Source organism: Actinokineospora spheciospongiae (assembly GCF_000564855.1).
GTDB classification, from domain to species: Bacteria; Actinomycetota; Actinomycetes; order Mycobacteriales; family Pseudonocardiaceae; genus Actinokineospora; species Actinokineospora spheciospongiae.
Window position 1 is genome coordinate 24,932 of record NZ_AYXG01000005.1, and the last position, 24,526, is coordinate 49,457.

20 protein-coding genes are annotated in these 24,526 nt (G+C 73.3%); 14 read left to right on the top strand and 6 right to left on the bottom strand.

The window, feature by feature from the left end; genetic code table 11:
• The first annotated feature begins 377 nt into the window (after positions 1-377).
• A complete protein-coding gene (locus UO65_RS01270) occupies positions 378-878 on the top strand; it encodes a GNAT family N-acetyltransferase (RefSeq protein WP_035277907.1) in 501 nt (166 codons plus the stop codon).
• A gap of 729 nt (positions 879-1,607) precedes the next feature.
• On the opposite strand, the gene UO65_RS01275 is transcribed toward UO65_RS01270, so the two are convergent.
• Positions 1,608-2,258, bottom strand: coding sequence for an ACT domain-containing protein (locus UO65_RS01275; protein ID WP_035277878.1), 651 nt, complete (start codon positions 2,256-2,258; stop codon positions 1,608-1,610).
• Between the two features lie 292 nt (positions 2,259-2,550).
• Here UO65_RS01275 and gatC point away from each other — a divergent pair, with 292 nt between their 5' ends.
• Genes gatC through gatB form a run of 4 tightly spaced genes read left to right on the top strand, consistent with a single transcriptional unit; the run spans position 2,551 to position 6,057 of the window.
• A complete protein-coding gene (gatC, locus tag UO65_RS01280) occupies positions 2,551-2,850 on the top strand; it encodes an Asp-tRNA(Asn)/Glu-tRNA(Gln) amidotransferase subunit GatC (protein WP_035277879.1) in 300 nt (99 codons plus the stop codon).
• A complete protein-coding gene (gene gatA, locus UO65_RS01285) occupies positions 2,847-4,361 on the top strand; it encodes an Asp-tRNA(Asn)/Glu-tRNA(Gln) amidotransferase subunit GatA (RefSeq protein WP_035277881.1) in 1,515 nt (504 codons plus the stop codon). The genes gatC and gatA overlap by 4 nt, the downstream gene beginning before the upstream one ends.
• Positions 4,361-4,555: a hypothetical protein gene (locus UO65_RS01290; RefSeq protein WP_035277883.1), complete on the top strand. Its 195-nt coding sequence runs from the start codon at positions 4,361-4,363 to the stop codon at positions 4,553-4,555. Before gatA ends, UO65_RS01290 begins: the two co-directional genes overlap by 1 nt.
• Positions 4,552-6,057, top strand: a complete 1,506-nt coding sequence (gatB, locus tag UO65_RS01295) for an Asp-tRNA(Asn)/Glu-tRNA(Gln) amidotransferase subunit GatB (RefSeq protein ID WP_035277884.1) — start codon at positions 4,552-4,554, stop codon at positions 6,055-6,057. The genes UO65_RS01290 and gatB overlap by 4 nt, the downstream gene beginning before the upstream one ends.
• A 128-nt stretch (positions 6,058-6,185) precedes the next feature.
• On the opposite strand, the gene UO65_RS01300 is transcribed toward gatB, so the two are convergent.
• Entirely contained in the window at positions 6,186-7,382 is a 1,197-nt protein-coding gene (locus tag UO65_RS01300) for a PQQ-dependent sugar dehydrogenase (protein ID WP_110081750.1), read from the bottom strand.
• 11 nt (positions 7,383-7,393) lie between these two features.
• The gene (locus UO65_RS01305) at positions 7,394-8,326 is read right to left on the bottom strand and encodes an alpha/beta fold hydrolase (protein WP_035277885.1); all 933 of its coding nucleotides are present in this window, start codon (positions 8,324-8,326) and stop codon (positions 7,394-7,396) included.
• Positions 8,327-8,367: 41 nt separating this feature from the next.
• Here UO65_RS01305 and UO65_RS01310 point away from each other — a divergent pair, with 41 nt between their 5' ends.
• Both UO65_RS01310 and UO65_RS01315 read left to right on the top strand, forming a co-directional pair.
• Positions 8,368-9,288 carry a 2-hydroxyacid dehydrogenase gene (locus UO65_RS01310; RefSeq protein WP_035277886.1) on the top strand — a complete coding sequence of 307 codons (921 nt, stop codon included), beginning with the start codon at positions 8,368-8,370 and terminating at the stop codon, positions 9,286-9,288.
• 139 nt (positions 9,289-9,427) lie between these two features.
• Positions 9,428-10,066 (top strand): DoxX family protein, encoded by a 639-nt coding sequence (locus UO65_RS01315; RefSeq protein WP_052020409.1) that lies wholly within the window; start codon positions 9,428-9,430, stop codon positions 10,064-10,066.
• 61 nt (positions 10,067-10,127) lie between these two features.
• On the opposite strand, the gene ilvD is transcribed toward UO65_RS01315, so the two are convergent.
• Together ilvD and UO65_RS01325 are read right to left on the bottom strand one after the other, a co-directional pair.
• Positions 10,128-11,972, bottom strand: a complete 1,845-nt coding sequence (ilvD, locus tag UO65_RS01320) for a dihydroxy-acid dehydratase (RefSeq protein ID WP_035277888.1) — start codon at positions 11,970-11,972, stop codon at positions 10,128-10,130.
• Positions 11,973-12,065: 93 nt separating this feature from the next.
• The gene (locus tag UO65_RS01325; RefSeq protein WP_084175213.1) at positions 12,066-12,578 is read right to left on the bottom strand and encodes a PH domain-containing protein; all 513 of its coding nucleotides are present in this window, start codon (positions 12,576-12,578) and stop codon (positions 12,066-12,068) included.
• Between the two features lie 323 nt (positions 12,579-12,901).
• On the opposite strand from UO65_RS01325, the gene UO65_RS01330 reads away from it, so the two are divergent.
• From UO65_RS01330 to ilvC, 3 genes are all read left to right on the top strand, one after another.
• Complete coding sequence (locus tag UO65_RS01330; protein ID WP_035277889.1) at positions 12,902-14,728, top strand: acetolactate synthase large subunit; 1,827 nt, start codon at positions 12,902-12,904, stop codon at positions 14,726-14,728.
• 139 nt (positions 14,729-14,867) lie between these two features.
• Complete coding sequence (gene ilvN, locus UO65_RS01335; RefSeq protein ID WP_035277890.1) at positions 14,868-15,374, top strand: acetolactate synthase small subunit; 507 nt, start codon at positions 14,868-14,870, stop codon at positions 15,372-15,374.
• 47 nt (positions 15,375-15,421) lie between these two features.
• On the top strand, positions 15,422-16,435 hold the full coding sequence (gene ilvC / locus UO65_RS01340; RefSeq protein ID WP_035277892.1) for a ketol-acid reductoisomerase: 1,014 nt from the start codon (positions 15,422-15,424) through the stop codon (positions 16,433-16,435).
• A 61-nt stretch (positions 16,436-16,496) separates the two neighbouring features.
• Here ilvC and UO65_RS01345 read toward each other — a convergent pair whose 3' ends face one another.
• Entirely contained in the window at positions 16,497-17,213 is a 717-nt protein-coding gene (locus UO65_RS01345; RefSeq protein ID WP_035277894.1) for a hypothetical protein, read from the bottom strand.
• A 117-nt stretch (positions 17,214-17,330) separates the two neighbouring features.
• Here UO65_RS01345 and UO65_RS01350 point away from each other — a divergent pair, with 117 nt between their 5' ends.
• The 4 genes from UO65_RS01350 (at position 17,331) to UO65_RS01370 (ending at position 24,042) form a co-directional block, all read left to right on the top strand.
• Positions 17,331-17,606 (top strand): DUF397 domain-containing protein, encoded by a 276-nt coding sequence (locus UO65_RS01350; protein ID WP_035277895.1) that lies wholly within the window; start codon positions 17,331-17,333, stop codon positions 17,604-17,606.
• Between the two features lie 2,955 nt (positions 17,607-20,561).
• Positions 20,562-21,068, top strand: coding sequence for a hypothetical protein (locus tag UO65_RS35340; RefSeq protein WP_152551920.1), 507 nt, complete (start codon positions 20,562-20,564; stop codon positions 21,066-21,068).
• A 109-nt stretch (positions 21,069-21,177) separates the two neighbouring features.
• Positions 21,178-22,773, top strand: a complete 1,596-nt coding sequence (gene serA, locus UO65_RS01365; RefSeq protein ID WP_035277900.1) for a phosphoglycerate dehydrogenase — start codon at positions 21,178-21,180, stop codon at positions 22,771-22,773.
• A gap of 231 nt (positions 22,774-23,004) precedes the next feature.
• Positions 23,005-24,042 (top strand): 3-isopropylmalate dehydrogenase, encoded by a 1,038-nt coding sequence (locus UO65_RS01370; protein WP_035277901.1) that lies wholly within the window; start codon positions 23,005-23,007, stop codon positions 24,040-24,042.
• Positions 24,043-24,526: the final 484 nt, after the last annotated feature.

Sequence of the window (24,526 nt, forward strand, 5' to 3'; positions counted from 1 at the left end):
GGCCCCCGGCAGAGGAATCGCCGGTGGGGGAGCCGGTACTGGAGGAGCCCGCCGGAAAACCCTCAGCCCGCGCCAAGAGCACCGCCGCCAAGAGCACCGCCGCCAAGAGCACCGCTGCCAAGAGCACTGCCGCCAAGAGCGCTGCCGCCAAGAGCGCTGCCGCGAAGGCTGCCACCGGGGACACCGCCACCGGAGATGCCCCAGCGGCCGATCCCGCTGAGGCGGAGTAGGCCACCACCCGAGAAAAAACCCCCGAACGGGGTATGTCCCGACGAGCGCCTTCCCACTACGGCGGGGAGCGCCCACCCGGCTGAGCCGACTCGGCCCGCCGGGCGCAGAGCAGGGCAACAGCACAACCGGAGGAGTTGGTGGTCGAGTTGGGCGACGTGTCCGTCAGACCAGCGCGGGTGGACGAACTGGACCGGGTGGGCGTCCTCACCACCGAGGCCTACCGGGCCGACGGCTACATCGACGGTTCCACCACCGGCTACGCCCAACACCTCGCCGACGCCGACTCCCGGATGCGCGCGGCCGAACTGCTGGTCGCGGTGGACGACACCGGCACCCTGCTGGGCACGGTCACCATCGCCCTCCCCGGCACCCCCTACGCCGAGATCTCCCGCGAGGGCGAACTGGAGTTCCGGATGCTCGCCGTCGGCGTCGAGGCCCGGGGGCGCGGGGTGGGCGAACAGCTCGTCCGAGCCGTCTTCGCCCGCGCCCGCGAACTCGCCCTGCCCCGGGTGGTCCTGTGCACCTCGTCGCAGATGGCCACCGCCCACCGCCTCTACGAACGCCTCGGCTTCACCCGCCTGCCCGACCGGGACTGGAGCCCCGGCCCCGAGGTCCGCCTGATCGCCTTCGCCACGGACACGCCCTGAGGCGCCACCGCCCCACTCCGAGGCCACCCGGACCAACGAGGCCCCGACCACCCCGAAAACCGCCGCCGCCCAGCCGCCAGCCACCCGAACACCGCGGCACAGCCGCCGACCACCCCGAAAACCGCCGCCGCCCAGCCGCCAGCCACCCGAACACCGCGGCACAGCCGCCGACCACCCCCGAAACCGCTGGCCCGGCCACCAGCCGCCCGACGCCACCAAGCGCAGCGACAACCAACCACCCGGCAAACCGCCGCCCCGGCTACCAGCCGCCGAACCCCACCGACTCAGCAACAACCAGCCAGCCACCCACCCACTCCTACAAGCCGCCGACCCGGCTACCAGCCACGCCGATCCCCACCGGCGCAGCCGCCGACCACCCCAAAACCGCCGGCCGGCTACGGCCATGCCCGGGTGGGTGGATGTGTTTGGCCGGGGGTGGCGATCATGTGCAAGCCTGCCTGGGCGGTGGGGCATCCCTTCAGCCCCACCCTGTCACGCTGGGCCACATGATCGCCGTAGGGGCCCCGGCCAAGCACATCCACCCAGCCGGGCACCCCACAACAATGACCGGGCTCGGCCAGCCGGGCACCCCACAACAATGACCGGGCTCGGCCAGCCGGGCACCCCACAACAATGACCGGGCTCGGCCAGCCGGGCACCCCACAACAATGACCGGGCTCGGCCAGCCGGGCACCCCCAACAATGACCGGCACCGAGGAGCACACAGCCTCAGTCCGGCAGGACCACCGCGACGATCCCCGCCAGGTGGGCCAACCGCGCCACCTCGGCGGCGCGGAACATCGGCCCGCCCGGCCGCCCCACCAGCAGCACCCGGTCCGGCTTCCCCAGCGGCGTGGCCGCCAGTTCGGTCCCCAGCTCCCGCCACGTGTCCGGCACCCACGGCTCCTCGCCGTCGAGGACCGTGGCCCTGGCCAGCGGCATGAACGGCAGTTCCAGCCGCTCGATGTTCGGTGCGGCCGTGGAGGCGGCCAGCTTCGCCCCGCCGGAGTCGGTGCCGACCACCAGCGCCCACCCGGCGCGGACGATCTTCGGCACGCCCTCGGTGAAGATCGCCAGCCCGTTCTTGGGTTCGGCGGCGACGTCCTCGACCAGTTCCAGCTCGCGGTGGGTGTCCAGCACCCCCGCGTACGGGCGCACCGCGTCGACCTCGACGCCCTCGATGGACTCGGCCGCGGTGATGAGGACGTCGGGGAGTCTGCCGCCGGGGAGTTCGACGACCAGGTCGTCGATGGCGGTCCCGCCGACGCGTTCGACCACGTCCACGCTGAGGATGTCGGCCCCGATCGCCCCGAGGGCGGTGGCGACCGCCCCCAGGGTGCCTGGGCTGTCCGGTAGCTGGACCCGGATCAGGAACGACAAGGCGAACGCCTCCCGCTACCCACTCGGTGCGCGGAACCCTGCCGCCCACGCCCTACGCCGATCGCCGATTGTCGCAGACCAGGTCACGCGCGTCCGGGCGGACCGGATCGCGGTATCAGGGGACCGGTCTAGCACCCCGGCCGCCGGGGAACAACCCGTGCGGGCCTTCCGCGACCCGCGAAATAGACTCCCGTGGTCAGGTCGGGACCTCTCCCGGCGTGGCGGACCCGAGCAGCGCCGCTGCCCAGACCGAACGCACACCGCAACGCAGACAACCCCGGGGGTTCGTCGAGTGCCCAGCATTTCCCGCAGCGAGGTCGAACACCTCGCCCGACTGGCCCGGTTGGCCGTCACCGAAGAAGAACTCGACCTGTTCGCGGGTCAGCTCGAGAAGATCGTGCAGGCGGTCGCCAAGGTCGGGCAGGTCGCCGACCAGGACATCCCGCCGATGTCGCACGCCGTCCCGCTGACCAACGTGTTCCGCAGCGACGTGGTCCGCCCCGGGCTGACCCCGCAGCAGGCGCTCGCCGCGGCCCCCGCCGCCGAGGACGGCCGCTTCCGCGTCCCGCGCATCCTGGGAGAAGAGGCATGAGCGACCTGATCCGCCTTCCCGCCGCCGAGCTGGCGGCGAAGATCCACGCCGGGGAGGTCTCCTCGGTGGGGGCCACCCAGGCGCACCTCGACCGGATCGCCGCGGTGGACCCCGCCGTGCACGCCTTCCTGCACGTCGACGGCGAGCGCGCGCTCCAGGCCGCGAAGGCCGTCGACGAGGCCGTGGCCGCGGGCCGCACCCCCGCGTCCCCGCTGGCCGGGGTGCCGATCGCGGTCAAGGACGTGCTGACCACCCAGGGTTCGCCGACGACCTGCGGGTCGAAGCTGCTGGAGGGCTGGCACGCGCCGTACGACGCCACGGTCACCCGCAAGCTGCTGGACGCGGGTCTGGTGATCCTCGGCAAGACCAACATGGACGAGTTCGCCATGGGGTCCTCCACCGAGAACTCCGCCTACGGCCCCACCCGCAACCCGTGGGACCTCGACCGCATCCCCGGCGGCTCCGGCGGTGGTTCGGCCGCGGCGCTGGCCGCGTTCGAGGCGCCGCTGGCCATCGGCACCGACACCGGCGGCTCCATCCGCCAGCCCGGGGCGATGACCGGCACCGTGGGCGTCAAGCCCACCTACGGCACCGTCTCCCGGCACGGTCTGGTCGCCTACGCGTCCTCGTTCGACCAGGCGGGCCCGTGCGCGCGCACCGTGCTGGACGCGGCGCTGCTGCACGAGGTCATCGCCGGGCACGACCCGATGGACTCCACCTCCATCGACGCGCCCGTGCCGCCGGTGCTGGCCGCGGCCCGCCAGGGCGCCGACGGCGACCTGCGCGGCGTCAAGGTCGGCGTGGTGCGCGAGCTGGTCGGCGAGGGCCACCAGCCCGGCGTGCTGGCCTCCTTCGAGGCGGCCGTGGCGCAGCTCCGCGAGCTGGGCGCCGAGGTCGTCGAGGTGTCCTGCCCGAGCTTCGACCTGGCGCTGGCCGCCTACTACCTGATCGCGCCGAGCGAGGCGTCGTCGAACCTGGCCCGGTTCGACGCGATGCGCTACGGCCTGCGGGTGGGCGACGACGGCTCGCACAGCGCCGAGGAGGTCATGTCGCTGACCCGCGAGGCCGGGTTCGGCCCGGAGGTCAAGCGGCGCATCATGATCGGCACCTACGCGCTGTCGGCCGGGTACTACGACGCCTACTACGGCTCGGCGCAGAAGGTGCGCACCCTGGTGGCGCGGGAGTTCGACGCCGCGTTCGCGCGCGCCGACGTGCTCGTCAGCCCGACCAGCCCGGTGACCGCGTTCCGCATCGGCGAGCGGGTCGACGACCCGGTGGCCATGTACCAGGTCGACCTGTGCACCATCCCGTCGAACATGGCGGGCAACGCGGCGATCAGCGTCCCCAGCGGGCTCTCCGCCGACGACGGCCTCCCCGTGGGGCTCCAGGTTTTCTCCCCGGCTCTGCAAGACCACCGGGGTTATCGGGTGGCCGCCGCCTACGAGGCCGCCCGAGACGCCGCACAGGGCGGCGCTCTCATCCACCGTGTTCCCGAACTGGAGGTCGTGTGATGGCTGCTCCGAAGAAGGTCAAGGGCGTGTTCGGCATCGTCGGTTCCGTCGCCGCGGCGTCCAGCGCGATCAACGGGCTCAAGACCGCCCGCGCCGACAACGACAAGCTCGCGCTGCTCAACGCGCTGGCCGGGGGCATCGCCGCGATCACCGGCGTGCTCATCGCGGTCCGCGCGCTGCGGAGCGGCAAGTGACAGCGGTCGTCGAACTGATGGACTACGACGAGGTGCTGGAGCGGTTCGACCCGGTCCTGGGCCTCGAGGTCCACGTGGAGCTGTCCACGAAGACCAAGATGTTCTGCGGCTGCCCCACCACCTTCGGCGGGGAGCCCAACACCCAGGTGTGCCCGGTGTGCCTGGGGATGCCCGGGGCGCTGCCGGTGGTCAACGGGGCGGCGGTGGAGTCGGCCATCCGGATCGGCCTCGCGCTCAACTGCGAGATCGCCGAGTGGTGCCGCTTCGCGCGGAAGAACTACTTCTACCCGGACATGCCGAAGAACTTCCAGACCTCGCAGTACGACGAGCCGATCGCCTTCAACGGTTGGCTCGACGTGACCCTCGACGACGGCGAGGTCGTGCGCGTGCAGATCGAGCGCGCGCACATGGAGGAGGACACCGGCAAGTCGCTGCACGTGGGCGGGGCCACCGGCCGCATCCACGGCGCCGACCACTCGCTGCTGGACTTCAACCGGGCGGGCGTGCCGCTGGTCGAGATCGTCACCAAGACGATCGAGGGCACCGGCGCCCGGGCGCCGGAGGTGGCCCGCGCCTACGTGCGCACCCTGCGCGAACTGCTCCAGGCGCTCGACGTGTCGGACGTGCGGATGGACCAGGGTTCGCTGCGCTGCGACGCGAACGTGTCGCTGATGGCCAAGGGCGCCACCGAGTTCGGCACCCGCACCGAGACCAAGAACGTCAACTCGCTGCGCAGCGTCGAGCGGGCGGTGCGGCACGAGATGACCCGCCAGGCGGCGATCCTGGTCGAGGGCGGCACCATCCGCCAGGAGACCCGGCACTTCGAGGAGGTCTCCGGCACGACCCGCGCGGGCCGGGCGAAGGAGACCTCGGAGGACTACCGGTACTTCCCGGAGCCCGACCTGGTGCCGATCGCGCCGTCGCGGGAGTGGGTCGAGGAGCTGCGCGGCACCATGCCCGAGCCGCCCGAGGAGCGCCGCAGGCGGGTGCAGGCGGAGTGGTCGCTGTCGGACGCGGAGCTGCGCGACCTGGTCAACGCCGGGGCGGTCGACCTGGTCGCGGCCACCGTCGCGGCGGGCGCGCCCTCGGGTGAGGCCCGGTCGTGGTGGGTGTCGTACCTGGCGCAGTCGGCGAACACCCGGGGCGTGGAGCCGGCCGACCTGCCCATCACCCCGGCCCAGGTCGCCAAGGTCATCGCGCTGGTGGCCGACGGGTCGCTGACCAACAAGCTGGCCCGGTCCGTGGTGGACGGGGTGCTGGCCGGCGAGGGCGAGCCGGAGCAGGTCGTGGAGTCGCGCGGGCTCAAGGTCGTCTCGGACGACTCGGCGCTGTACGCGGCGGTCGACGAGGCGCTGGCGGCCCAGCCGGACGTCGCGGACAAGATCCGGGACGGGAAGGTCGCCGCCGCCGGTGCCATCGTCGGCGCGGTGATGAAGGCGACCCGGGGGCAGGCGGACGCGAAGCGGGTCCGTGAGCTGGTCCTGGAGCGCTGCGGGGTCTGAGCGGTGTGACGGGAAGGGCCGGTCTCCGCACGGGGGACCGGCCCTTCCGCGCGTCGCGTGCTGCCGACCGCCGAGGTTCCCGGTCGCGGCCTGCGGTCCGGGGTGATCAACCGTTCCCGGGCCGAGCCCTAGTCGACCCCGCCGCCGCCCGCCTGGGGCTGGACGAGGATCGCCACCGCGCGGTCGTCGCTGGAGAGGGGGGTGCCGCCGCGCTTGTTGACCGTGCCCGCGACCGCCACCTGGTCGGTCATCAGGTCCAGGCCGTCGACGCGGCCGTAGCCCTCGGTGTCGGCGAAGGAGACCGTGGGTTTGCCGGTGAAGGAGCCGTCCGGGGCCTGGGGGAGGCTTTGCAGGTGGCCCGCGGTGGACATGGCCACCCACAGCAGTTGGGTCGTGGCCGCGCAGCCCGCCACGCCGGGGCGGTCGGTCCACTTCCAGGCGGGGGTGCCCAGCGGTTTGCCCGCCTCCACCTGGTAGATCACGTCGGCGGCCGGGGTGCGGTCGGTGACCCAGGTGCGCGACCCGTCCAGGGAGGCGCAGACGCCGCCGGGGGAGACCAGGCCCGCGGCCAGGACCGGGCTGCCCGGGGTGGGGTTGTCCGCGGCGGGTTTGCCCTCGCCGGTGAGGCGCAGGACCTTGCCCGCCAGTGAGGCCGGGTCGGCCGCCGCCGTGGGGTTGCCCGCGGTGCCGGTGGCCAGGAGCAGGGCGCCCCTGTGGTCGTTGGCCAGGGAGCCGCGGTTGCCGGTGGTGCCGCGCGGGATGCCGGTGAGGACCGGTTTGGGGGTGTCGCCGGGGGCGATGCGGACCACGCGGTTGTCGGTGGGGGTGGTGACGTAGGCGAAGACGAGTTGGTCCTCGGCGTAGGTGGGGGACAGCGCCAGGCCGGTGAGGCCGCCGTCGCCGGTGCCGTCGACCGGGACGGTGGCGAAGAGCGCGGGTTCGGTGTCCTTGCGGACCAGCAGGATGCGGCCGGTGGTGCGCTCGCCGACCAGGGCGGTGGGGTTGGTGCCGTCGCCGGGGAGGGCGGCCACGGCCATCAGCGTGTCCAGGCAGGTGGCCAGCACCGAGTCGTGGAAGTCCTTGCAGCCGTCCGGTGGGGGGACGGAGGTCTGCGGGCCGCTCGGTGCCCCGCCGCCCTGGCCGCCGCCACCGCCGCCGGAGCCGCCCTCCTGGGGGTCGGGTGCGGCCTGCGGGCTGAGCTGCGGCGCTTCCGACCAGTTGCCGGGGGCGGGCTGGTCGGTGAAGGAGGCGCACGAGGACAGCAGCAGTGCCGCCGCCGCGGTCGAGGCCGCGAGCACGCGGGACCCGCGCGGCATACCGGACATGCTCACCGACCCTAGGCGGGGGGTCGTGAACCCGGGGTGAGCGCGGCGGGGTCCGCGTCGGCCCTGGCCCGTTCCACCGCCGCCACCCGCCGCACCAGCATCCCCAGTTCCGCCACGATCACCTCCGGCGCCTCCAGCGGCATGAAGTGGCTGGTCGGCACCACCCTGGTCCGCGCGTGCGGCAGCCCGGCCACCGACTCCAGGGCCCGCCGGGGGTCGGCGACGACGTCGTACTTCCCGGCCAGCACGGTCACCGGGACGCCGATGCCGGTCAGGTCCCGCTCCGGCACGTCGGCCAGGGCCAGCGCCAGGGTGACGTACCAGCGCGAGTCGTGGCCGAGGAAGCGGCGCACCGCCTCGGCCACCTCGTCCGCCTCCGCCCCGCCGGGCAGCATGAAGCCGGTGTGCTGGAGCAGCGTCGCCGTGGCGCGGTTGACCGGCACCCGGTGCAGCACCGCGTCGACCAGCGGGCCCAGCCCCTTGACCGCGTGCGCGGCCAGCAGCCCCAGGGCGCGCCCGAGCGGCCGGGGGACACCGGCCACCCCGAGCAGCGCGCCGAACATGTCCCCGGGCACCCCCGCGGCGAGCATCAGCCCGGACACCCGGTCGGGGTACCGCTGGGCCAGCTCCGTGGCCACCATCACACCCATCGACCAGCCCATCACCACGCACCGCCGCACGCCCGCCGCGTCCAGCACCGCGAGCGCGTCGGCGACGTGGTCGGCGAGGGTGATCCGGCTCTCGTCGGCCGGGCGGTCCGAGCCCATCGTCCCCCGGTGGTACCAGCTCAGCACCCGCACGCCGGAGTCCGGCAGCAGCAGGGCGGGCCAGGCCTCGGGGATGGTGCCCAGGCCGGGGCACAGCAGCACGACCGGCCCGGTGGAGTCGGTGTGCCAGCCGCGCACGCGGGTGCCGTCGGCGGAGAGGACGTCGTGTTCGCGCACGAGAACCGAGTCTGCCGCACCGGCCGCCGCCCGCGCTTAGTGTGTGTGCTGTGACAACCACCGTTCTGGTACCGGACGAGCAGGGACTGGTCACCCTCGGCGCCCTCGACGGCGTCCGGGCGGTCCGCTACGCCGCGGGGGCCGACCTGCCCCCGGAGGCGGCCGACGCCGAGGTGCTGGTGCCCGACTTCCTCGCCGCCGACCAGGCCGCGCTCGTGGCCGCGCTGCCCAGGCTGAAGCTGGTGCAGTTGCTCACCACCGGTGCCGACGCCTGGATCGGCAGGCTGCCCGACCACGTGATGCTCTCCACCTGCCGGGGCGCGCACGGCGGCAGCTCCGCCGAGTGGGTCGTCGGCGCCCTGCTGACCGTCTACCGGGACCTGGTTGGCTTCGCCGACGCGCAGCGCGCCGGGCGGTGGACCACGCACGTCACCGAAACCCTCCAGGGCAAGCGGGTGCTGGTGGTCGGCGCGGGTGACCTGGGCAGGCAGTTGGAGCGGCGCCTGCTCGCCTTCGACGCCGAGGTCACCCTGGTCGCCACCTCCGCCAGGCCCGGGGTGCGCGCGCTCGCCGAGCTGCCCGCCCTGCTGCCCGAGCACGACGCGGTGGTGCTGGTCGTTCCGCACACGCCCGCCACCAGGGGCATGGTCGACGCGGGGTTCCTGGCCCGGATGCCCGACGGCGCGGTGCTGGTGAACGTCGCCCGTGGCCCGGTCGTGGACACCGGCGCCCTGCTGGCCGAGCTGACCTCCGGGCGGTTGCGCGCCGCGCTGGACGTCACCGACCCCGAGCCGCTGCCCGAGGGCCACCCGCTGTGGTCGGCACCGGGCCTGCTGCTGACCCCGCACGTGGCGGGGAGCTGCACCGGGCACCGCGAGCGCGCCTACCGGGTCGTCGCGGAGCAGGTCGCCCGGTTCGCGGCGGGCGACAAGCCGCAGAACCTCGTGCAGGGCGACTACTGACCGCGTTCTTGTCATCCCGGCCACATCCGCCCCGGTCGGGAAGTCGGCAAAAGGCGAGGTCAGGTCAGGCAGGCGGGAATCGGCGATCGAGGTCACGCCTGGTGGGCACCGGCCTCCCCCATCGTTTAGTGTCCGGCCCGTGAGCACCGATGACTTCTACCGGGCCTCGGAGTCGAAGACCTCCGGACCCGGCTACGACAAGGTCGCCTACGACGACGGGGCCACGGCCGCGTTCAAGGCCCCGCACGACGAGGTCTACCCGGAGGAGCGCAAGCCCGCCCGGGAGCCGCACGAGTGGCACTTCGGCGCGGACCTCGCGCTGTTCGTGCTGCGGGTGACCCTCGGCGCGCTGATCCTCGCGCACGGCCTGCAGAAGGTGTTCGGGCTGATGGGCGGCCCCGGCATCGGCGGGTTCGCCGAGTTCCTGGGCACCCAGGGCTTCCAGCAGACGACCCTGCTGGCCTGGGTCACCGGCGGTACCGAGCTGGGCGCGGGCGCGCTGCTCATCCTGGGCCTGTTCACCCCGGCCGCCGCGGCGGGCGTGCTGGGCGTCATGGCCAACGCGATCTGGATCAAGGTCGAGCCGCAGGAGTTCGTCGGCGCGGTGGAGCTGGAGGTGCTCTACGCCGCCGCCGCGTTCGCGCTGCTGTTCGCGGGCGCGGGCAAGATCTCCCTCGACCGCAACACCCCGTGGTTCCGCCGGGCCCCCGCGTTCGGGTTCATCTTCCTGCTCATCGCCGCCGGGCTGTCCGTGGTGACCCTGGTCGTCCTGCGGTAGGAGTGCCGACGAGAAGGGCCGCACCCCCACGGGGGTGCGGCCCTTCTCGCGTCTTCGCCGACTACCGCGACGGGTCGCGCACCGCGCCGGTGGAGGCGTCGGTGGCCATCCGCGCGTAGGCGCGCAGCGCGCTGGTCACCGGGCGGTCCCGGTCGACCGGCTGCCACGGGCGCTCGCTGGCGTCCATCTTGGCCCGGCGCTCGGCCAGCACCGCGGGCTCCACCAGCAGCTCCAGCAGGCGGGCGTGCACGTCGATGCGGATCTGGTCACCGTCCTCGACCAGGCCGATCGCGCCACCGCCCGCCGCCTCCGGGGAGACGTGGCCGATGGACAGGCCGGACGTGCCGCCGGAGAAGCGGCCGTCGGTGACCAGCGCGCACTTCTTGCCCAGGCCGGTGCCCTTGAGGTACGCGGTCGGGTGCAGCATCTCCTGCATCCCCGGCCCGCCCGCCGGGCCCTCGTAGCGGATCACCAGCACCTCACCCGGCTGGACGACCTTGTTGAGGATGACCGACACGGCCTCCTCCTGGCTCTCCACCACCCGGGCCGGGCCCTGGAAGGTGAACAGCTCCTCGTCGATGCCCGCGGACTTGATCACCGCGCCGCGCTCGGCCAGGTTGCCGTGCAGCACCGCCAGGCCACCCTCGGCGGTGTGGGCGTGCTCGACGTCGTGCACGCAGCCGTTCACCGCGTCGGTGTCCAGCGACGACCAGCGGTTCTGCGTGGAGAACGCCTGCGTGGTGCGCACCCCGCCCGGGGCGGCGTGGAACAGCTCGATCGCGGCCTCCGACGGCGACTCGGCGCGGATGTCCCACGCGCCCAGCCACTCCTCGATCGTGGCGCTGTGCACGGTGTGCACGTCGGTGTTGAGCAGCCCGCCGCGCCACAGCTCGCCCAGGATGGCGGGGATGCCACCGGCCCGGTGCACGTCCTCCATGTGGTAGTCGGAGTTCGGCGCGACCTTGGACAGGCAGGGCACCCGCCGGGAGATCGCGTCGATGTCGGCGAGGGTGAAGTCGACCTCGCCCTCCTGCGCCGCGGCGAGGATGTGCAGCACGGTGTTGGTGGACCCGCCCATGGCCATGTCCAGCGCCATCGCGTTCTCGAACGCCTTGCGGTTGGCGATGGTGCGCGGCAGCGCGGTCTCGTCGTCCTGCTCGTACCACCGCCTGCACAGCTCGACCACGGTCCGGCCCGCCTGCTCGAACAGGGTGCGGCGGGCGGCGTGGGTGGCCAGCGTGGAGCCGTTGCCCGGCAGGGCCAGGCCCAGCGCCTCGGTGAGGCAGTTCATCGAGTTCGCGGTGAACATGCCCGAGCAGGACCCGCAGGTCGGGCAGGCCGAGCGCTCGACCAGGTCGAGCGCGGCGTCGTCGACCCCGCTGTTGGCCGAGGCGGAGATGGCGGTGACCAGGTCCGACGCGGGGTGCGCGACGCCGTCGACGACGACCGCCTTGCCCGCCTCCATCGGCCCGCCGGAGACGAACACCACCGGGACGTTGAGCCGCATGGCCGCGTTGAGCATCCCCGGGGTGATCTTGTCGCAGTTGGAGATGCACACGATCGCGTCCGCCTGGTGGGCGTTGACCATGTACTCCACCGCGTCGGCGATGACCTCCCGCGAGGGCAGCGAGTAGAGCATCCCGCTGTGGCCCATGGCGATGCCGTCGTCCACGGCGATGGTGTGGAACTCCCTGGGCACCCCGCCCGCCGCGCGGACGCCCTCGGCCACGATGTCGCCGAGGTCGCGCAGGTGGACGTGCCCGGGCACGAACTGGGTGTAGGAGTTGGCGATGGCCACGATGGGCTTGCCGAAGTCGCTGTCGGTCATGCCCGTGGCGCGCCACAGGGACCGGGCTCCGGCGGCGTTGCGGCCGTGGGTGGTGGTGCGGGAGCGCAGCGCTGGCACGGCTCCTCCAGATCTCGTCAGTACTCGGGGGGCGGAAAGCGGGGACGGCGGCCGGGTCGGCGGTCGTCGGTGCCGGGAGCGGTACCCGACAGGTTACTCCGGTCCGGCCGCCCGCTCGCCCCGCGCGGCGCCCGGTTCCGCCGCCCCGACCACGGGGGCGGACTCGTCCACCGGCTCGGCGTCGGGTTCGGGCACGGGGTCGGCGCCCGGTTCCGGCGCGCGCTCGGTCGGGTCCGGGACGAGGCCGCCGCTGATGAACGACAGGGCGGGCAGGTGCCGCACCCGGACCTGCGGCAGGGCCACCTCGGTGCCGTCGTCGAGCACCGCGGTCACCCCCGCCTTCCCGGTCAGCCGCAGGCCGCGCAGCAGCCGCCACGGCACCCGGCGCGACCCGGTCAGGGTGTTGGCGACGAGGCCCTCGGTGTCGGCCACCGTGCGCACCCGCAGCACCCACACGATCAGGGCGACCGGGATCAGGTAGATCCACAGCAGGTACGGCGCGGCGGCGGCCACCGGTGTGGCGCAGATCGCCAGCAGCAGCGCGGCGAGCACCGCGATGCCGGGCACGCGGAACACGAGACGGGTCGGGACCTGCTGTTCAGCCACCCCCTGATGGTGCACCGGGCGCCCGCGCGCCCCGCGCCCGGGTCCGCGCGCGTCCCAGGACGCGGTCCAACATCCGAGACACGCGTCTCGCAGAGTTGACGCTCTACTGCGAACGAACTAACGTCCCCGACGTGCCTGCTCAGTCCATTCTCGTACTTCCGCCGCGCGTTCGCCGCTGACGGAAGCCGACTCAGCATCGAACGCGCGACCCTCGTGCGACCTTTGAGGTCGACGGGGGTTTTTTCGTGCCCAGAGCCGCCCCACCCGACCGACGACCGCCCCCGCACCGCCCACTGGAACCACGAACCCACGAGGCAGAACCGATGACCAGCGCAACTTCTCGGCCCAGCGCGGCCGCGGCGAACCCCGCCACCGCGCACGCCCCCCGACCCAAGCCCGCGCCGCCGACCGGCACCCCGGTGCGGGTCACCGGGGCGCAGTCGCTCGTCCGGTCCCTCGAGGCGGTGGGCGCCGAGATCGTGTTCGGCATCCCCGGCGGCACCATCCTCCCGGCGTACGACCCGCTGCTGGACTCCACCAAGGTCCGGCACGTGCTGGTCCGCCACGAGCAGGGCGCGGGCCACGCGGCCACCGGCTACGCCCAGGCCACCGGCAAGGTCGGCGTCTGCATGGCCACCTCCGGCCCCGGCGCGACGAACCTGGTCACCCCGCTGGCCGACGCCAACATGGACTCGGTCCCGGTCGTGGCCATCACCGGCCAGCAGACCCGCGCGCTCATCGGCACCGACGCGTTCCAGGAAGCCGACATCTGCGGCATCACCATGCCGGTCACCAAGCACAACTTCCTCGTCACCGACCCCGCGGACATCCCGCGCACGATCGCCGAGGCGTTCCACCTGGCCAAGACCGGTCGGCCCGGCCCGGTCCTGGTGGACATCCCCAAGGACGTCCTGCAGGAGCTGACCTCCTTCTCCTGGCCGCCGGAGCTGCGGCTGCCCGGCTACCGGCCCACCACCCGCCCGCACGGCAAGCAGGTCCGCGAGGCCGCCAAGCTCATCCGCGCCGCCAAGCGCCCGGTCCTCTACGTCGGCGGCGGCGTCATCAAGGCCGAGGCGTCCCCGGAACTGCTGGAGCTGGCCGAGCTGACCGGCATCCCGGTCGTCACCACGCTGATGGCCCGCGGCGCGTTCCCCGACTCGCACCGGCAGAACCTGGGCATGCCCGGCATGCACGGCACCGTCCCCGCCGTCGGCGCCATGCAGTCCTCCGACCTGCTGATCGCCCTCGGCGCCCGCTTCGACGACCGGGTCACCGGCGCGCTGGACAGCTTCGCCCCGCACGCGCAGGTCGTGCACGCCGACATCGACCCGGCCGAGATCTCCAAGAACCGCCGCGCCGACGTGCCGATCGTGGGCGACTGCAAGGAGATCATCACCGAGCTGATCGCCGCGGTGCAGGCCGAGGCCGAGCCCGCCCAGGACCTGGCGCCGTGGTGGGCCACCATCGACGAGTGGCGCCGCACGTTCCCGCTGGGCTACGAGTGGCCCGAGGACGGCACCCTGTCCCCGCAGTACGTCATCGAGCGCATCGGCGCCATCGCCGGACCCGACGCCGTCTACACCGCGGGCGTGGGCCAGCACCAGATGTGGGCCGCCCAGCACATCCGCTACGAGAACCCGCGCACCTGGCTCAACTCCGGCGGCCTGGGCACCATGGGCTACTCGGTGCCCGCCGCCATGGGCGCCAAGTTCGGCCGCCCGGACGCGGTGGTGTGGGCCATCGACGGCGACGGCTGCTTCCAGATGACCAACCAGGAGCTGGCCACCTGCGCCATCGAGGGCGCCCCGATCAAGGTGGCCGTCATCAACAACGGCAACCTGGGCATGGTCCGGCAGTGGCAGAACCTGTTCTACTCGGAGCGCTACTCCCAGACCGACCTGGGCACGCACAAGCACCGCATCCCCGACTTCACCCTCCTCGCCGAGGCCCTGGGCTGCGCCGGGCTGCGCTGCGAGACCAAGGAGGACGTCGACTCGGTCATCCAGCGGGCCATGGAGATCAACGACCGCCCGGTCGTGATCGACTTCGTGGTCGGCAAGGACGCCCAGGTGTGGCCGATGGTCGCCTCCGGCACCGGCAACTCCGAGATCATGGCGGCCCGGGGCATCCGCCCCCTGTTCGACGAGTGAGCGAGCGGAGAGCTGTGTTGAATTTCTCCCACCACCCGCCCCCTCGTCCCCGCCCGGCATCGTCCCCGACTCGCGTCGGCGGACTGCGGACCGGGGCCGCGGACCTGGACAGCCCGAAGCGTGAAAGCGGAGAGAGCGCATGAGCACCCACACCCTGAGCGTCCTGGTCGAGAACAAGCCCGGCGTGCTCGCCCGCGTCTCGGGCCTGTTCTCCCGGCGCGGGTTCAACATCGAGTCGCTGGCCGTCGGCCCGACCGAGCACCCGGACGTGTCCAGGATGACGATCGTGGTCGCGGTCGAGGAGCTGCCGCTGGAGCAGGTCACCAAGCAGCTCAACAAGCTGGTCAACGTCATCAAGATCGTCGAGCTGGAGCCCTCGGTCGCCGTGCAGCGCGAACTGCTGCTGGTCAAGGTCCGGGCCGACGCCACCGTGCGCAGCCAGGTGCTGGAGACCGTGCAGCTTTTCCGGGCCAAGGTCGTCGACGTGTCCCCGGAGGCGCTGACCATCGAGGCCACCGGCACCCACGACAAGATCGAGGCGCTGCTGCGGATGCTGGAGCCCTACGGGGTGCGCGAGATGGTGCAGTCCGGCATGGTCGCCATCGGCCGCGGCCCGCGCTCCATCACCGCCACGGCGGTCCGCTAGACCCCCTGTTTTCTCGCGAGTTCCACCGAAGGGAAGTACTGAGCACCATGTCCGTCGAGATCTTCTACGACGCCGACGCCGACCTGAGCATCATCCAGGGGCGCAAGGTGGCCGTCATCGGTTACGGCAGCCAGGGCCACGCCCACGCGCTGAGCCTGCGCGACTCCGGCGTGGACGTCCGGATCGGCCTGCCCGAGGGGTCCAAGTCCAAGGCCAAGGCCGAGGAGCAGGGGCTGCGCGTGCTCACCCCGGCCGAGGCGTCCGCCGAGGCCGACCTGATCATGGTCCTGGCGCCGGACACCAAGCAGCGCTTCATCTACAGCGACGACATCGAGCCCAACCTCAAGGACGGCGACGCGCTGTTCTTCGGCCACGGCTTCAACATCCGCTACGACCTGATCAAGCCCCCGGCGGGCGTGGACGTGGCCATGGTCGCCCCCAAGGGCCCCGGCCACCTGGTCCGCCGCCAGTTCGTCGACGGCAAGGGCGTCCCCGCACTCATCGCCGTGCACCAGGACGCCACCGGCGGCGCGCAGGCGCTGGCCCTGTCCTACGCGGCGGCCATCGGCGGCGCCCGCGCGGGCGTCATCAAGACCACCTTCACCGAGGAGACCGAGACCGACCTCTTCGGCGAGCAGGCGGTGCTCTGCGGCGGCGCGTCCGCCCTGGTGCAGACCGGCTTCGAGGTGCTGACCGAGGCGGGCTACGCCCCCGAGATCGCCTACTTCGAGGTCCTGCACGAGCTCAAGCTCATCGTCGACCTGATGTACGAGGGCGGCATCGCCCGCCAGCGCTACTCCATCTCCGACACCGCCGAGTACGGCGACCTCACCCGCGGCCCGCGCGTCATCACCCCCGCGGTCAAGGAGGAGATGAAGAAGATCCTGGGCGAGATCCAGGACGGCACCTTCGCCCGCGAGTGGGTGGCCGAGGACGAGAACGGCCGCGAGAACTACCGCAGGCTCCAGCAGGAGGGCGAGGCCCACCCGATCGAGGAGACCGGCAAGAAGCTGCGCGGCCTGATGTCCTGGGTCGACCGGCCGATCACCGAGACCGCCTGAGCGGTTCTCGACGGGGGAGGGGTCCGCGGCGGTGGCGCCGCGGACCCCTCCGCTGTCCCGGTCAGAAGTCGGGGTGCGTCCGCAGGGTGATCAGGGCCTCCGGGGCCAGCTCCGGCTCGAAGGACCAGCCGGGGAACCCGCCCCAGGCGATCGACTCGCGCAGGTACTCCACCAGGGTGATCCCCGGCCGCCCCGCCACCCCGTGCAGCTCGACGTCGGCGTGCAGGGACGGCAGCCGCACGTCGTGCGTGCCGCCGCTGAGGTTCGCCTTGCGCAGCTCGTCCGGGGCCAGCGGGAAGGTCAGGTCGTCGCCCTGGTCGAGCTGCTCAAGCTCGTAGGCCAGGTGGTAGGCGTTGCCCAGGCACAGCGGGTCGGGGAAGTCCGGCCCCGGCGGCACCGTCGTCGGCGCGGGCTCCTGGTGGTGGGTGAGGAACAGCAGGTCGCAGTCCCCGGCGAACCACACCTCCCCCACGTGCCGCAGGCACGCCTCCAGCGACAGCGGCAACCCGCCCACCCGCTCCACCAGCGAGTCGACCAGCGCGTTGTCCGAATCCGTGGGCGGCTGGTGCGGCCGCACCATACGATCGGAGGACACCCAGCCGAGTTCCGGCAGGGCGGCCGCGAGCCGGGACACGTGCTGCGAAACCCGCACCATCGTCTCCTCCGCCACGGCGGCGGCGTCCTCCAGCAGGTCGTCCGGCACCGGACCGAGCGCCCGCAGCTCAGCCCACACGGTGACGTGCTCGCCGCGCAGATATCGCCCGTAGTAGGAGGTCACCCGTCGTACGCTACTGAGCGCAACCGCACACCCCCGCCAACGACACGTCCCCACCCGGGTGACGGCCAACCGCGAACGGTATACCTGACCCCCGACACAGAGCTTGAGGAGACGGTGATGGACAGCGCCCCGATCTACGACGACAAGGCCGAGGTCCGCGGCAGGCTGGACCTGACCAAGGCCGACTGGCAGCGAGCCGCCGAACCCGACGCCGACCCCGACGGCGAGTACGTCGAGATCGCCTTCGTCCCGCACACGGACGGCAAGACCTACATCGCCATGCGCAACTCGAAGTTCACCGGCCCGGACGACACGGTCCTGGTGTTCACCGAGTCGGAGTGGGACGCCTTCGTGGCGGGCGCCAAGGCGGGGGAGTTCGACGAGCCCTGGTGAGCACCGGGGGAGCAGGTTTGGGGGAACTGGCAGGTGGGGACTGAACGCCCGGTGTGGCTGACACCCGAGGAAGTGGCCGCGAGCGGGCCGGAGCACGCCCGGGAGCCGTCAGCCGCACCCGGTCCGGCACCCGCGACGCCCTCCGGTTCGGAGCTCGGGTCGTCCCCCGGGTCGGCGACGGTCTCCGGGCACCTGCCGATCCCACCGCACACCACGGCCTCGGCACCCGACCCCGCCGCGACCGCCGCCGCGGACCCCCGTGCCGCTGCGGTTGCGCGCCCGGCTGCGGATTCCGGCGCCGCTGCGGTCGCGGGCCTGACCTCGGATTCCGGCGCGGTCCCGGCCGCTGCGGAAAGCCGGGCTCAGGAGTCCGCCGCAGCGGCCGCCGTCGAGGGCGAGGTGGTGGGTTCCGGTGCTGCTCCCGCCGTTGCCGGGGGCCCGGCCGCGGGCGCCACTCCGGCCGCCACCGGGAGCCCGGCAGATCCCGGCGTGCCCGCGACCGCGGGTTCGACCCCCACCCCGACCGCGGGTGCGAACCCCGGCACCGCTCCGGCCTGCCCCCCTGAAGCAGCCCCGGAGCCGAGCGCGGCGAGGCTTCCGCTGCCGAGCGCGGCGCCCGCCGCGGGAACCGGCGCCGGGCAGGCCGACGCGTCGGCGCCGGCGCGTTGCCCGCTCGAAGCCGGCTCGCCTGGTGTGGCATCTGTTGCGGGGGCTGGTGCCGGGTCAGGTGGGGCGCGGGTGGTGGCATCTCGTTCGTTCGACGCCGATTCACCCGGCGCGTTCGCCGTGCCGCAGGGTGCCGATGGGTTCGCCGGTGCCGGGACCGTCGTGGCGTCCGTCGTCGTGCCGATGCCGGGCGAGGCGATCACCGTGGCCGCGATGGCGGCGGATCAGCGGCCGGACTCCGGCTCCCCCGCGCCTCCCGTTCCGGTCGCGGAGCCGGTGGGCGCGGGTCTCCAGCTTGCCCCGGTCGCGGTTGCGACATCCGGGGAACCGGCCGCCCCACCGCTCACCCAGGGACCGCGAATGCCGTCGACCCCGAGACCCGGACCACCCGGCGAGGCACCACTCACCCCCGCCGAACCGTTCGGACCACCACTGGACGAGTCCCCACCCGCCGCGTCCACCGAGCAGCCGGACCGCCCCGCCGACGCCCCCGACCCGCGTCCCGGCACCGAGCCGAGCGTCGCATCACCGGCCTCCACCCCGCCCTCGGACGCCGTCAGCCCATCCGAACCCCCGAGGCCCGCAGCGGCATCAGTGTGGACGTTGCCGGAAGACCTCCCCGCGAAGCCTCCCGCCGATCCCCCCGCACCCAGGCCCGTCCGCACAGACCCGTCCTTCTCAGGGGAACTCCTCCTCCCCGCACCGGACCGCCACCGTCCGCAACAGCACCAGCCCGGAACCCCTGTGCCACAGGGCTTCCCCACGCAGCCCGGTACCACCGCGCCCCCGCCCCGCGCGCAGCAGAATCCACCGCACCACAACCCCGGATGGCAAAACCCGCACCAGCCCCCCGGTTCGCAAAACCTCCCGCAGCAGCCCCAGGCACAGCAGAACCCGTCGCAACAGCCCCCCGCGCAACGAACCGGCCCCCACCACAACCCGGACCGCCGCGACCCCGTCCACCCCGGCCCCGGTCCGCGACAACGCCAAGGCGAACAGCCCCCCGCCCCACCGGGCTTCCCGCCCGACCCCGGCTCGCCCCGGCAGAACCCGGGCCCGCACAGCGCCGGGCAGCGGAGCCAGGAGAGGCAGAACCCGCCGCGCCGAAACCCCGGCAACCCCGGCCCGGGCAACCCCAACCCGGCGCAGCCCGCCCCGCCGTGGCCCAACCCCGGCAGGCCGACCCCCGCGGAGCAGGACCGCGCGCACCGGGGCCTGCCCCCGCAGGACCCCCGGCAGCACCCCGGTCAACCGGGTGCTTCGCCGCGGAACCCAGACCGGGTGAACCCGGCGCACCAGGTGCCGCCCGGGCGGCAGGATTCCCCGAACCACCGCCCCGAACAGCGGAACCCCGCCCAGCAGAGCGCGGGCAACCAGCCCCCTGGCAACCAGCCCCCGCCCCGGCCGGAACCCCAGCAGCAGTCCGGCCAACGGCCCACCCCCGGAAGGCCCACCGGCCCCCACCCGACCCCGCCGCAGCCCGGCCGAACCGCGCAGCACCAACCCCCACCGCAATCCACCGGCACCGCCCGCTCACCCCAGCCCCCGCCTCAGCCCAGCGGAGCCGTGCAGCCACCCCAACCGGGCGGGACCACGCAACAGCCCGCACCCCGGTCCAGCAGGGCTGCGCAGGCGCAACAGCCCGCACCCCAGCCAGGTGGGGCCGTGCCTGCGCACCAATCCCCGCCGCAGTCGGGTGGGTTCGCGCAGCCGCAGCAGTCTGCGTCCCAGTCCGGTGGGGGTGCCCAGGCGCACCAGTCCGCGCCCCAGTCGGGTGGGGCTGTGCCGACGCAGCAGTCTCCGCTGCAGTCGGGTGGGTTGGTGCAGCCTCAGCAGTCCGTATCCCAGTCCAGTGGGATTGCGCAACCGCAGCAGCTCGCGCCTCAGTCGGATAGGGGCACTTCTGCGCAGCAATCCCCGCCGCAGTCGGGTGGGTTCGTGCAGCCGCAGCAGTCCGTATCCCCGTCCGGTGGGGGTGCCCGGGCGCACCAGTCCGCGCCCCAGTCGGGTGGGGCTGTGCCTGCGCAGCAGTCTCCGCTGCAGTCGGGTGGGTTGGTGCAGCCTCAGCAGTCTGCGTCCCAGTCTGGTGGGGGTGCCCAGGCGCATCAGCCCGCGCCCCAGTCGGGTGGGGCTGTGCCTGCGCAGCAGTCCCCGTCGCAGTCGGGTGGGTTCGCGCAGCCGCAGCAGTCCGCCCCCCGGTCCAGTGGCGGCGCCCAGCCGCAGCAGTCCGCGCCCCAGCCGGGTGGGGGCGCCCAAGCGCATCAGCCCGCACCCCAGTCGGGTGGGGCCGTGTCCGCGCGTCAATCCCCGCTTCAGCCGGGCGGGGTCGCGCAGCCGCAGCAGTCCGCACCGCAGCCCAGCGGCACCGCGCAGCGGCCCCGACCCGGCAGGCCCGCGCAGCAGCACCCCCCGCGACCCGGCGGTTCCGCGCAACCGACCGGCGCGCAGCGCACCCCACCCAACCCCGCCCAGTCGCGCCCCGCCCCGCCCCAACCGTCCCGCCCGGCTCCGCGCCCGGCCCCGCCGCCCCGCGCCCTCCCGCCCCCCGCCGTCATCTCCACCCTCCCGCCGCCACCCCCGGTGACCTCCTTCGGCCCCGGCGGCTTCGGCCCGGCGGGTTCCGGTGCGGGCGTCACCGGCACGACCCCCGTCCCGCTCCGGCAGGACGCGGCGGAGGCCGATCCGGGTCCGGCGGTGGAGACGCGCCGGAGCAGGCCCGCGTACCTGGTGGAGGGCGATGACGACGAGATGTTCGGCAACGCCGACTTCACCGCGCCGCCCGTCATCGGGGAATGACGTGTCTCGTGGCTCACCCTGCGGTGGAACGGTTCAGTGACCGGCCTAGACTCCCTGTGGTTACAGAGTGGTAACCGCACCCAAAAATGCTGTCAGCACAGGAGCCCGCGTGACAACTACGAGCCGCCCCGTCGTCCTCATCGCCGAGAAGCTCGCGCCGTCCGTGCTGGACGTCTTCGGCGACGAGTTCGAGGTCCGCCACGTCGACGGCACTGACCGCCCCGCCCTCCTCGAGGCCGTGGCCTCCGCCGACGCGCTGCTCGTGCGCTCCGCGACCCAGGTCGACGCCGAGGTGCTCAAGGCCAGTGACACCCTGAAGGTCGTCGCCCGCGCGGGTGTCGGCCTGGACAACGTCGAGGTGCCCGCCGCCACCGATCGCGGTGTGCTGGTGGTGAACGCGCCGACGTCGAACATCGTCTCCGCCGCCGAGCACGCGGTGGCGCTGCTGCTGGCCACCGCCCGGCAGATCCCGGCCGCGCACCAGACCCTGCAGGAGGGTCAGTGGAAGCGCAGCTCGTTCTCCGGGGTCGAGGTGTCCGGCAAGACCGTGGGCGTCGTCGGCCTGGGCAAGATCGGGCAGTTGTTCGCGCAGCGCCTCGCCGCGTTCGGCACCACCCTGATCGCCTACGACCCGTACGCCTCGCCCGCGCGCGCCGCCCAGCTCGGCATTGAGCTGGTGGAGCTGGACGACCTGCTGGCCAGGGCGGACTTCATCTCCGTGCACCTGCCCAAGACCCCGGAGACCAAGGGGCTGATCAGCGCCGAGAAGCTCGCGCTGACCAAGAAGGGCGTCATCATCGTCAACGCCGCGCGCGGCGGCCTCATCGACGAGCAGGCGCTGGCCGACGCGGTGCGTTCCGGCCAGGTCGGCGGCGCAGGCATCGACGTCTACACCAAGGAGCCCACCACCGAGTCGCCGCTGTTCGGCGTCCCGGGCGTCGTGGTGACCCCGCACCTGGGTGCCTCCACCGCCGAGGCGCAGGACCGGGCGGGCACCGACGTGGCCCACTCGGTGCGGCTGGCGCTGCGCGGCGACTTCGTCCCGGACGCGGTCAACGTGGCCGGTGGCGTCGTCGGCGAGGAGGTGCGCCCGTACCTGTCGCTGACGCAGAAGCTGGGCACCGTGCTGACCGCGCTGGGCAGCAAGGCCCCCACCGCGATCACCGTGCTGGTGCGCGGCGAGCTGTCCTCCGAGGACGTGTCGGTGCTGTCGCTGGCCGCGCTGCGCGGGGTGTTCACCGGGATCGTCGAGGACCAGGTGACGTTCGTGAACGCCCTGCAGATCGCCGAGGCCCGGGGCGTGGCCGTGGAGGTCGCCACCGAGACCGAGAGCGCCAACCACCGCAGCGTGGTGACCCTGCGCGGCGCGTACGCCGACGGGTCGGTGGTGACCGTCAGCGGCACCCTGTCCGGCCTGGACCAGGTGCAGAAGCTCGTGGAGGTGCACGGCCGCGCGTTCGACCTGCGCGCCGAGGGCGACGTGCTGCTGCTGGAGTACGCCGAGCGCCCGGGCGTGATGGGCGCGGTCGGCACCCTGCTGGGCGAGTCCGGCATCAACATCGACGCCGCGCAGATCAGCCAGACCGCGCAGGGCTCCGACGCCGTCATGCTGCTGCGGGTGGACCGCGCGGTCGACCCGTCGGTGCTGGAGTCGATCGGCGCCTCGGTCGGGGCGAGCATCGTGCGGGCCATCGACTTCGGCTGAGTCGACCGCTCCACCCGTCCACGGGTTGGGACGCGGCGGAATTGCCGAACGGTGCCCGGATCGGTTGGTTGACAACCCTTCCGGGCACCGTTCGTGTCATATATCGGCCCAGAAGACATCTCGAAACCACCCGAACAGGTGGCGCGATGCGGCATCCGGGCGGCTTCCCGGTAGCCTTCGTTCGACTACCAGGCCCTGACAGTTCGGGCCGATACCCCGGGAGGTGTGTGCATGCGGCTCGCGGTGATCCCAGGTGACGGGATCGGGCCGGAAGTGATCGCCGAGGCACTGAAGGTGCTGGGCGAGGTCATACCGACCGCCGAGATCACCCGCTACGACCTGGGCGCGGCGAGGTGGCACGCGACTGGTGAGCTGCTGCCGGAGTCCGTTCTCGGTGAGCTGCGGGACCACGACGCCATCCTGCTCGGTGCGGTGGGGGACCCGTCGGTCCCCAGCGGCATCCTGGAGCGCGGGCTGCTGCTGCGGCTGCGCTTCGAGCTCGACCACCACGTCAACCTCCGCCCGGCCCGGCTGTACCCGGGGGTGAAGAGCCCGATCGCCGACCCCGGCGAGATCGACATGATCGTCGTCCGGGAGGGCACCGAGGGCCTGTACGCGGGCAACGGCGGCCTGCTCCGCAAGGACACCCCGCACGAGATCGCCACCGAGGTCAGCGTCAACACCTCCTTCGGCGTCGAGCGCGTCGTCCGCGACGCGTTCACCCGCGCGGCGGCCCGCCCCCGCAAGCACCTGACCCTTGTCCACAAGACCAACGTGCTCACGCACGCGGGTTCGCTGTGGTCGCGCGTGGTGGAGGAGGTGTCGTTGCAGCACCCGGACGTCACCGTCGCCTACCAGCACGTGGACGCCACCACCATCCACATGGTCACCGACCCCGGCCGCTTCGACGTGATCGTCACCGACAACCTGTTCGGCGACATCCTCACCGACCTCGCGGCCGCCGTCACCGGCGGCATCGGCCTCGCGGCCAGCGGCAACCTCGACATCACCCGCCGCAACCCGAGCATGTTCGAGCCGGTCCACGGCAGCGCCCCGGACATCGCGGGCCAGGGCATCGCCGACCCCACGGCGGCCGTCCTGTCCGTCGCCCTGCTCCTCGACCACCTCGGCGAGCACGAGTCGGCCCGCCGCATCGAGGCGTCGGTCGCCTTCGACCTCGCCACCCGCGACCACAACTCCCCCGGCGGCACCTTCGCCATCGGGGACCGCCTCGCGGCCCTGGTGTCCTCGAACGTCCGCACCGGCTGACCCGGCCACCGCACCACCCGCGAAGGCCCGCTCCCACCCGGAGCGGGCCTTCGCCGCTTCCCGGGCTCGACCCGGCGAAAGCGCTTGCCCCGCCCATCGCGGACGGCGTGTGCGCCGAGTGCGGAAGCGCCGGATCACCCCGGCTGAGCGCGAGCGGGGCAGCGGCGTGCCAGGGCTAGCGTCAGCCCGAGCGCCCGCTCGGAGCGGGCAGGACCGAGCCGCCGGCCCGGCGCCCGGCGCGGCCCAAGGCGCGGTGGGTCGAGCGGCCTGCCGCGCGCAGCACAGCGCTGGATCACCGCCGCACGCAGCCAGGAACCTCGGCGGCCGGACCGGCCTGCCGCGCGCAGCACTGCGGTGGGTCACCGCCGCCCGTCTCCGAAGCGTCCACGTCGGCGCGAGCAGGCGGCCGGATGCAAGCAGGGCGGTGGAACGCTGGATCGGGTGGTTGTTCTTGGTTGGGGGAGAAGACCCTCTGCCAAGCTGG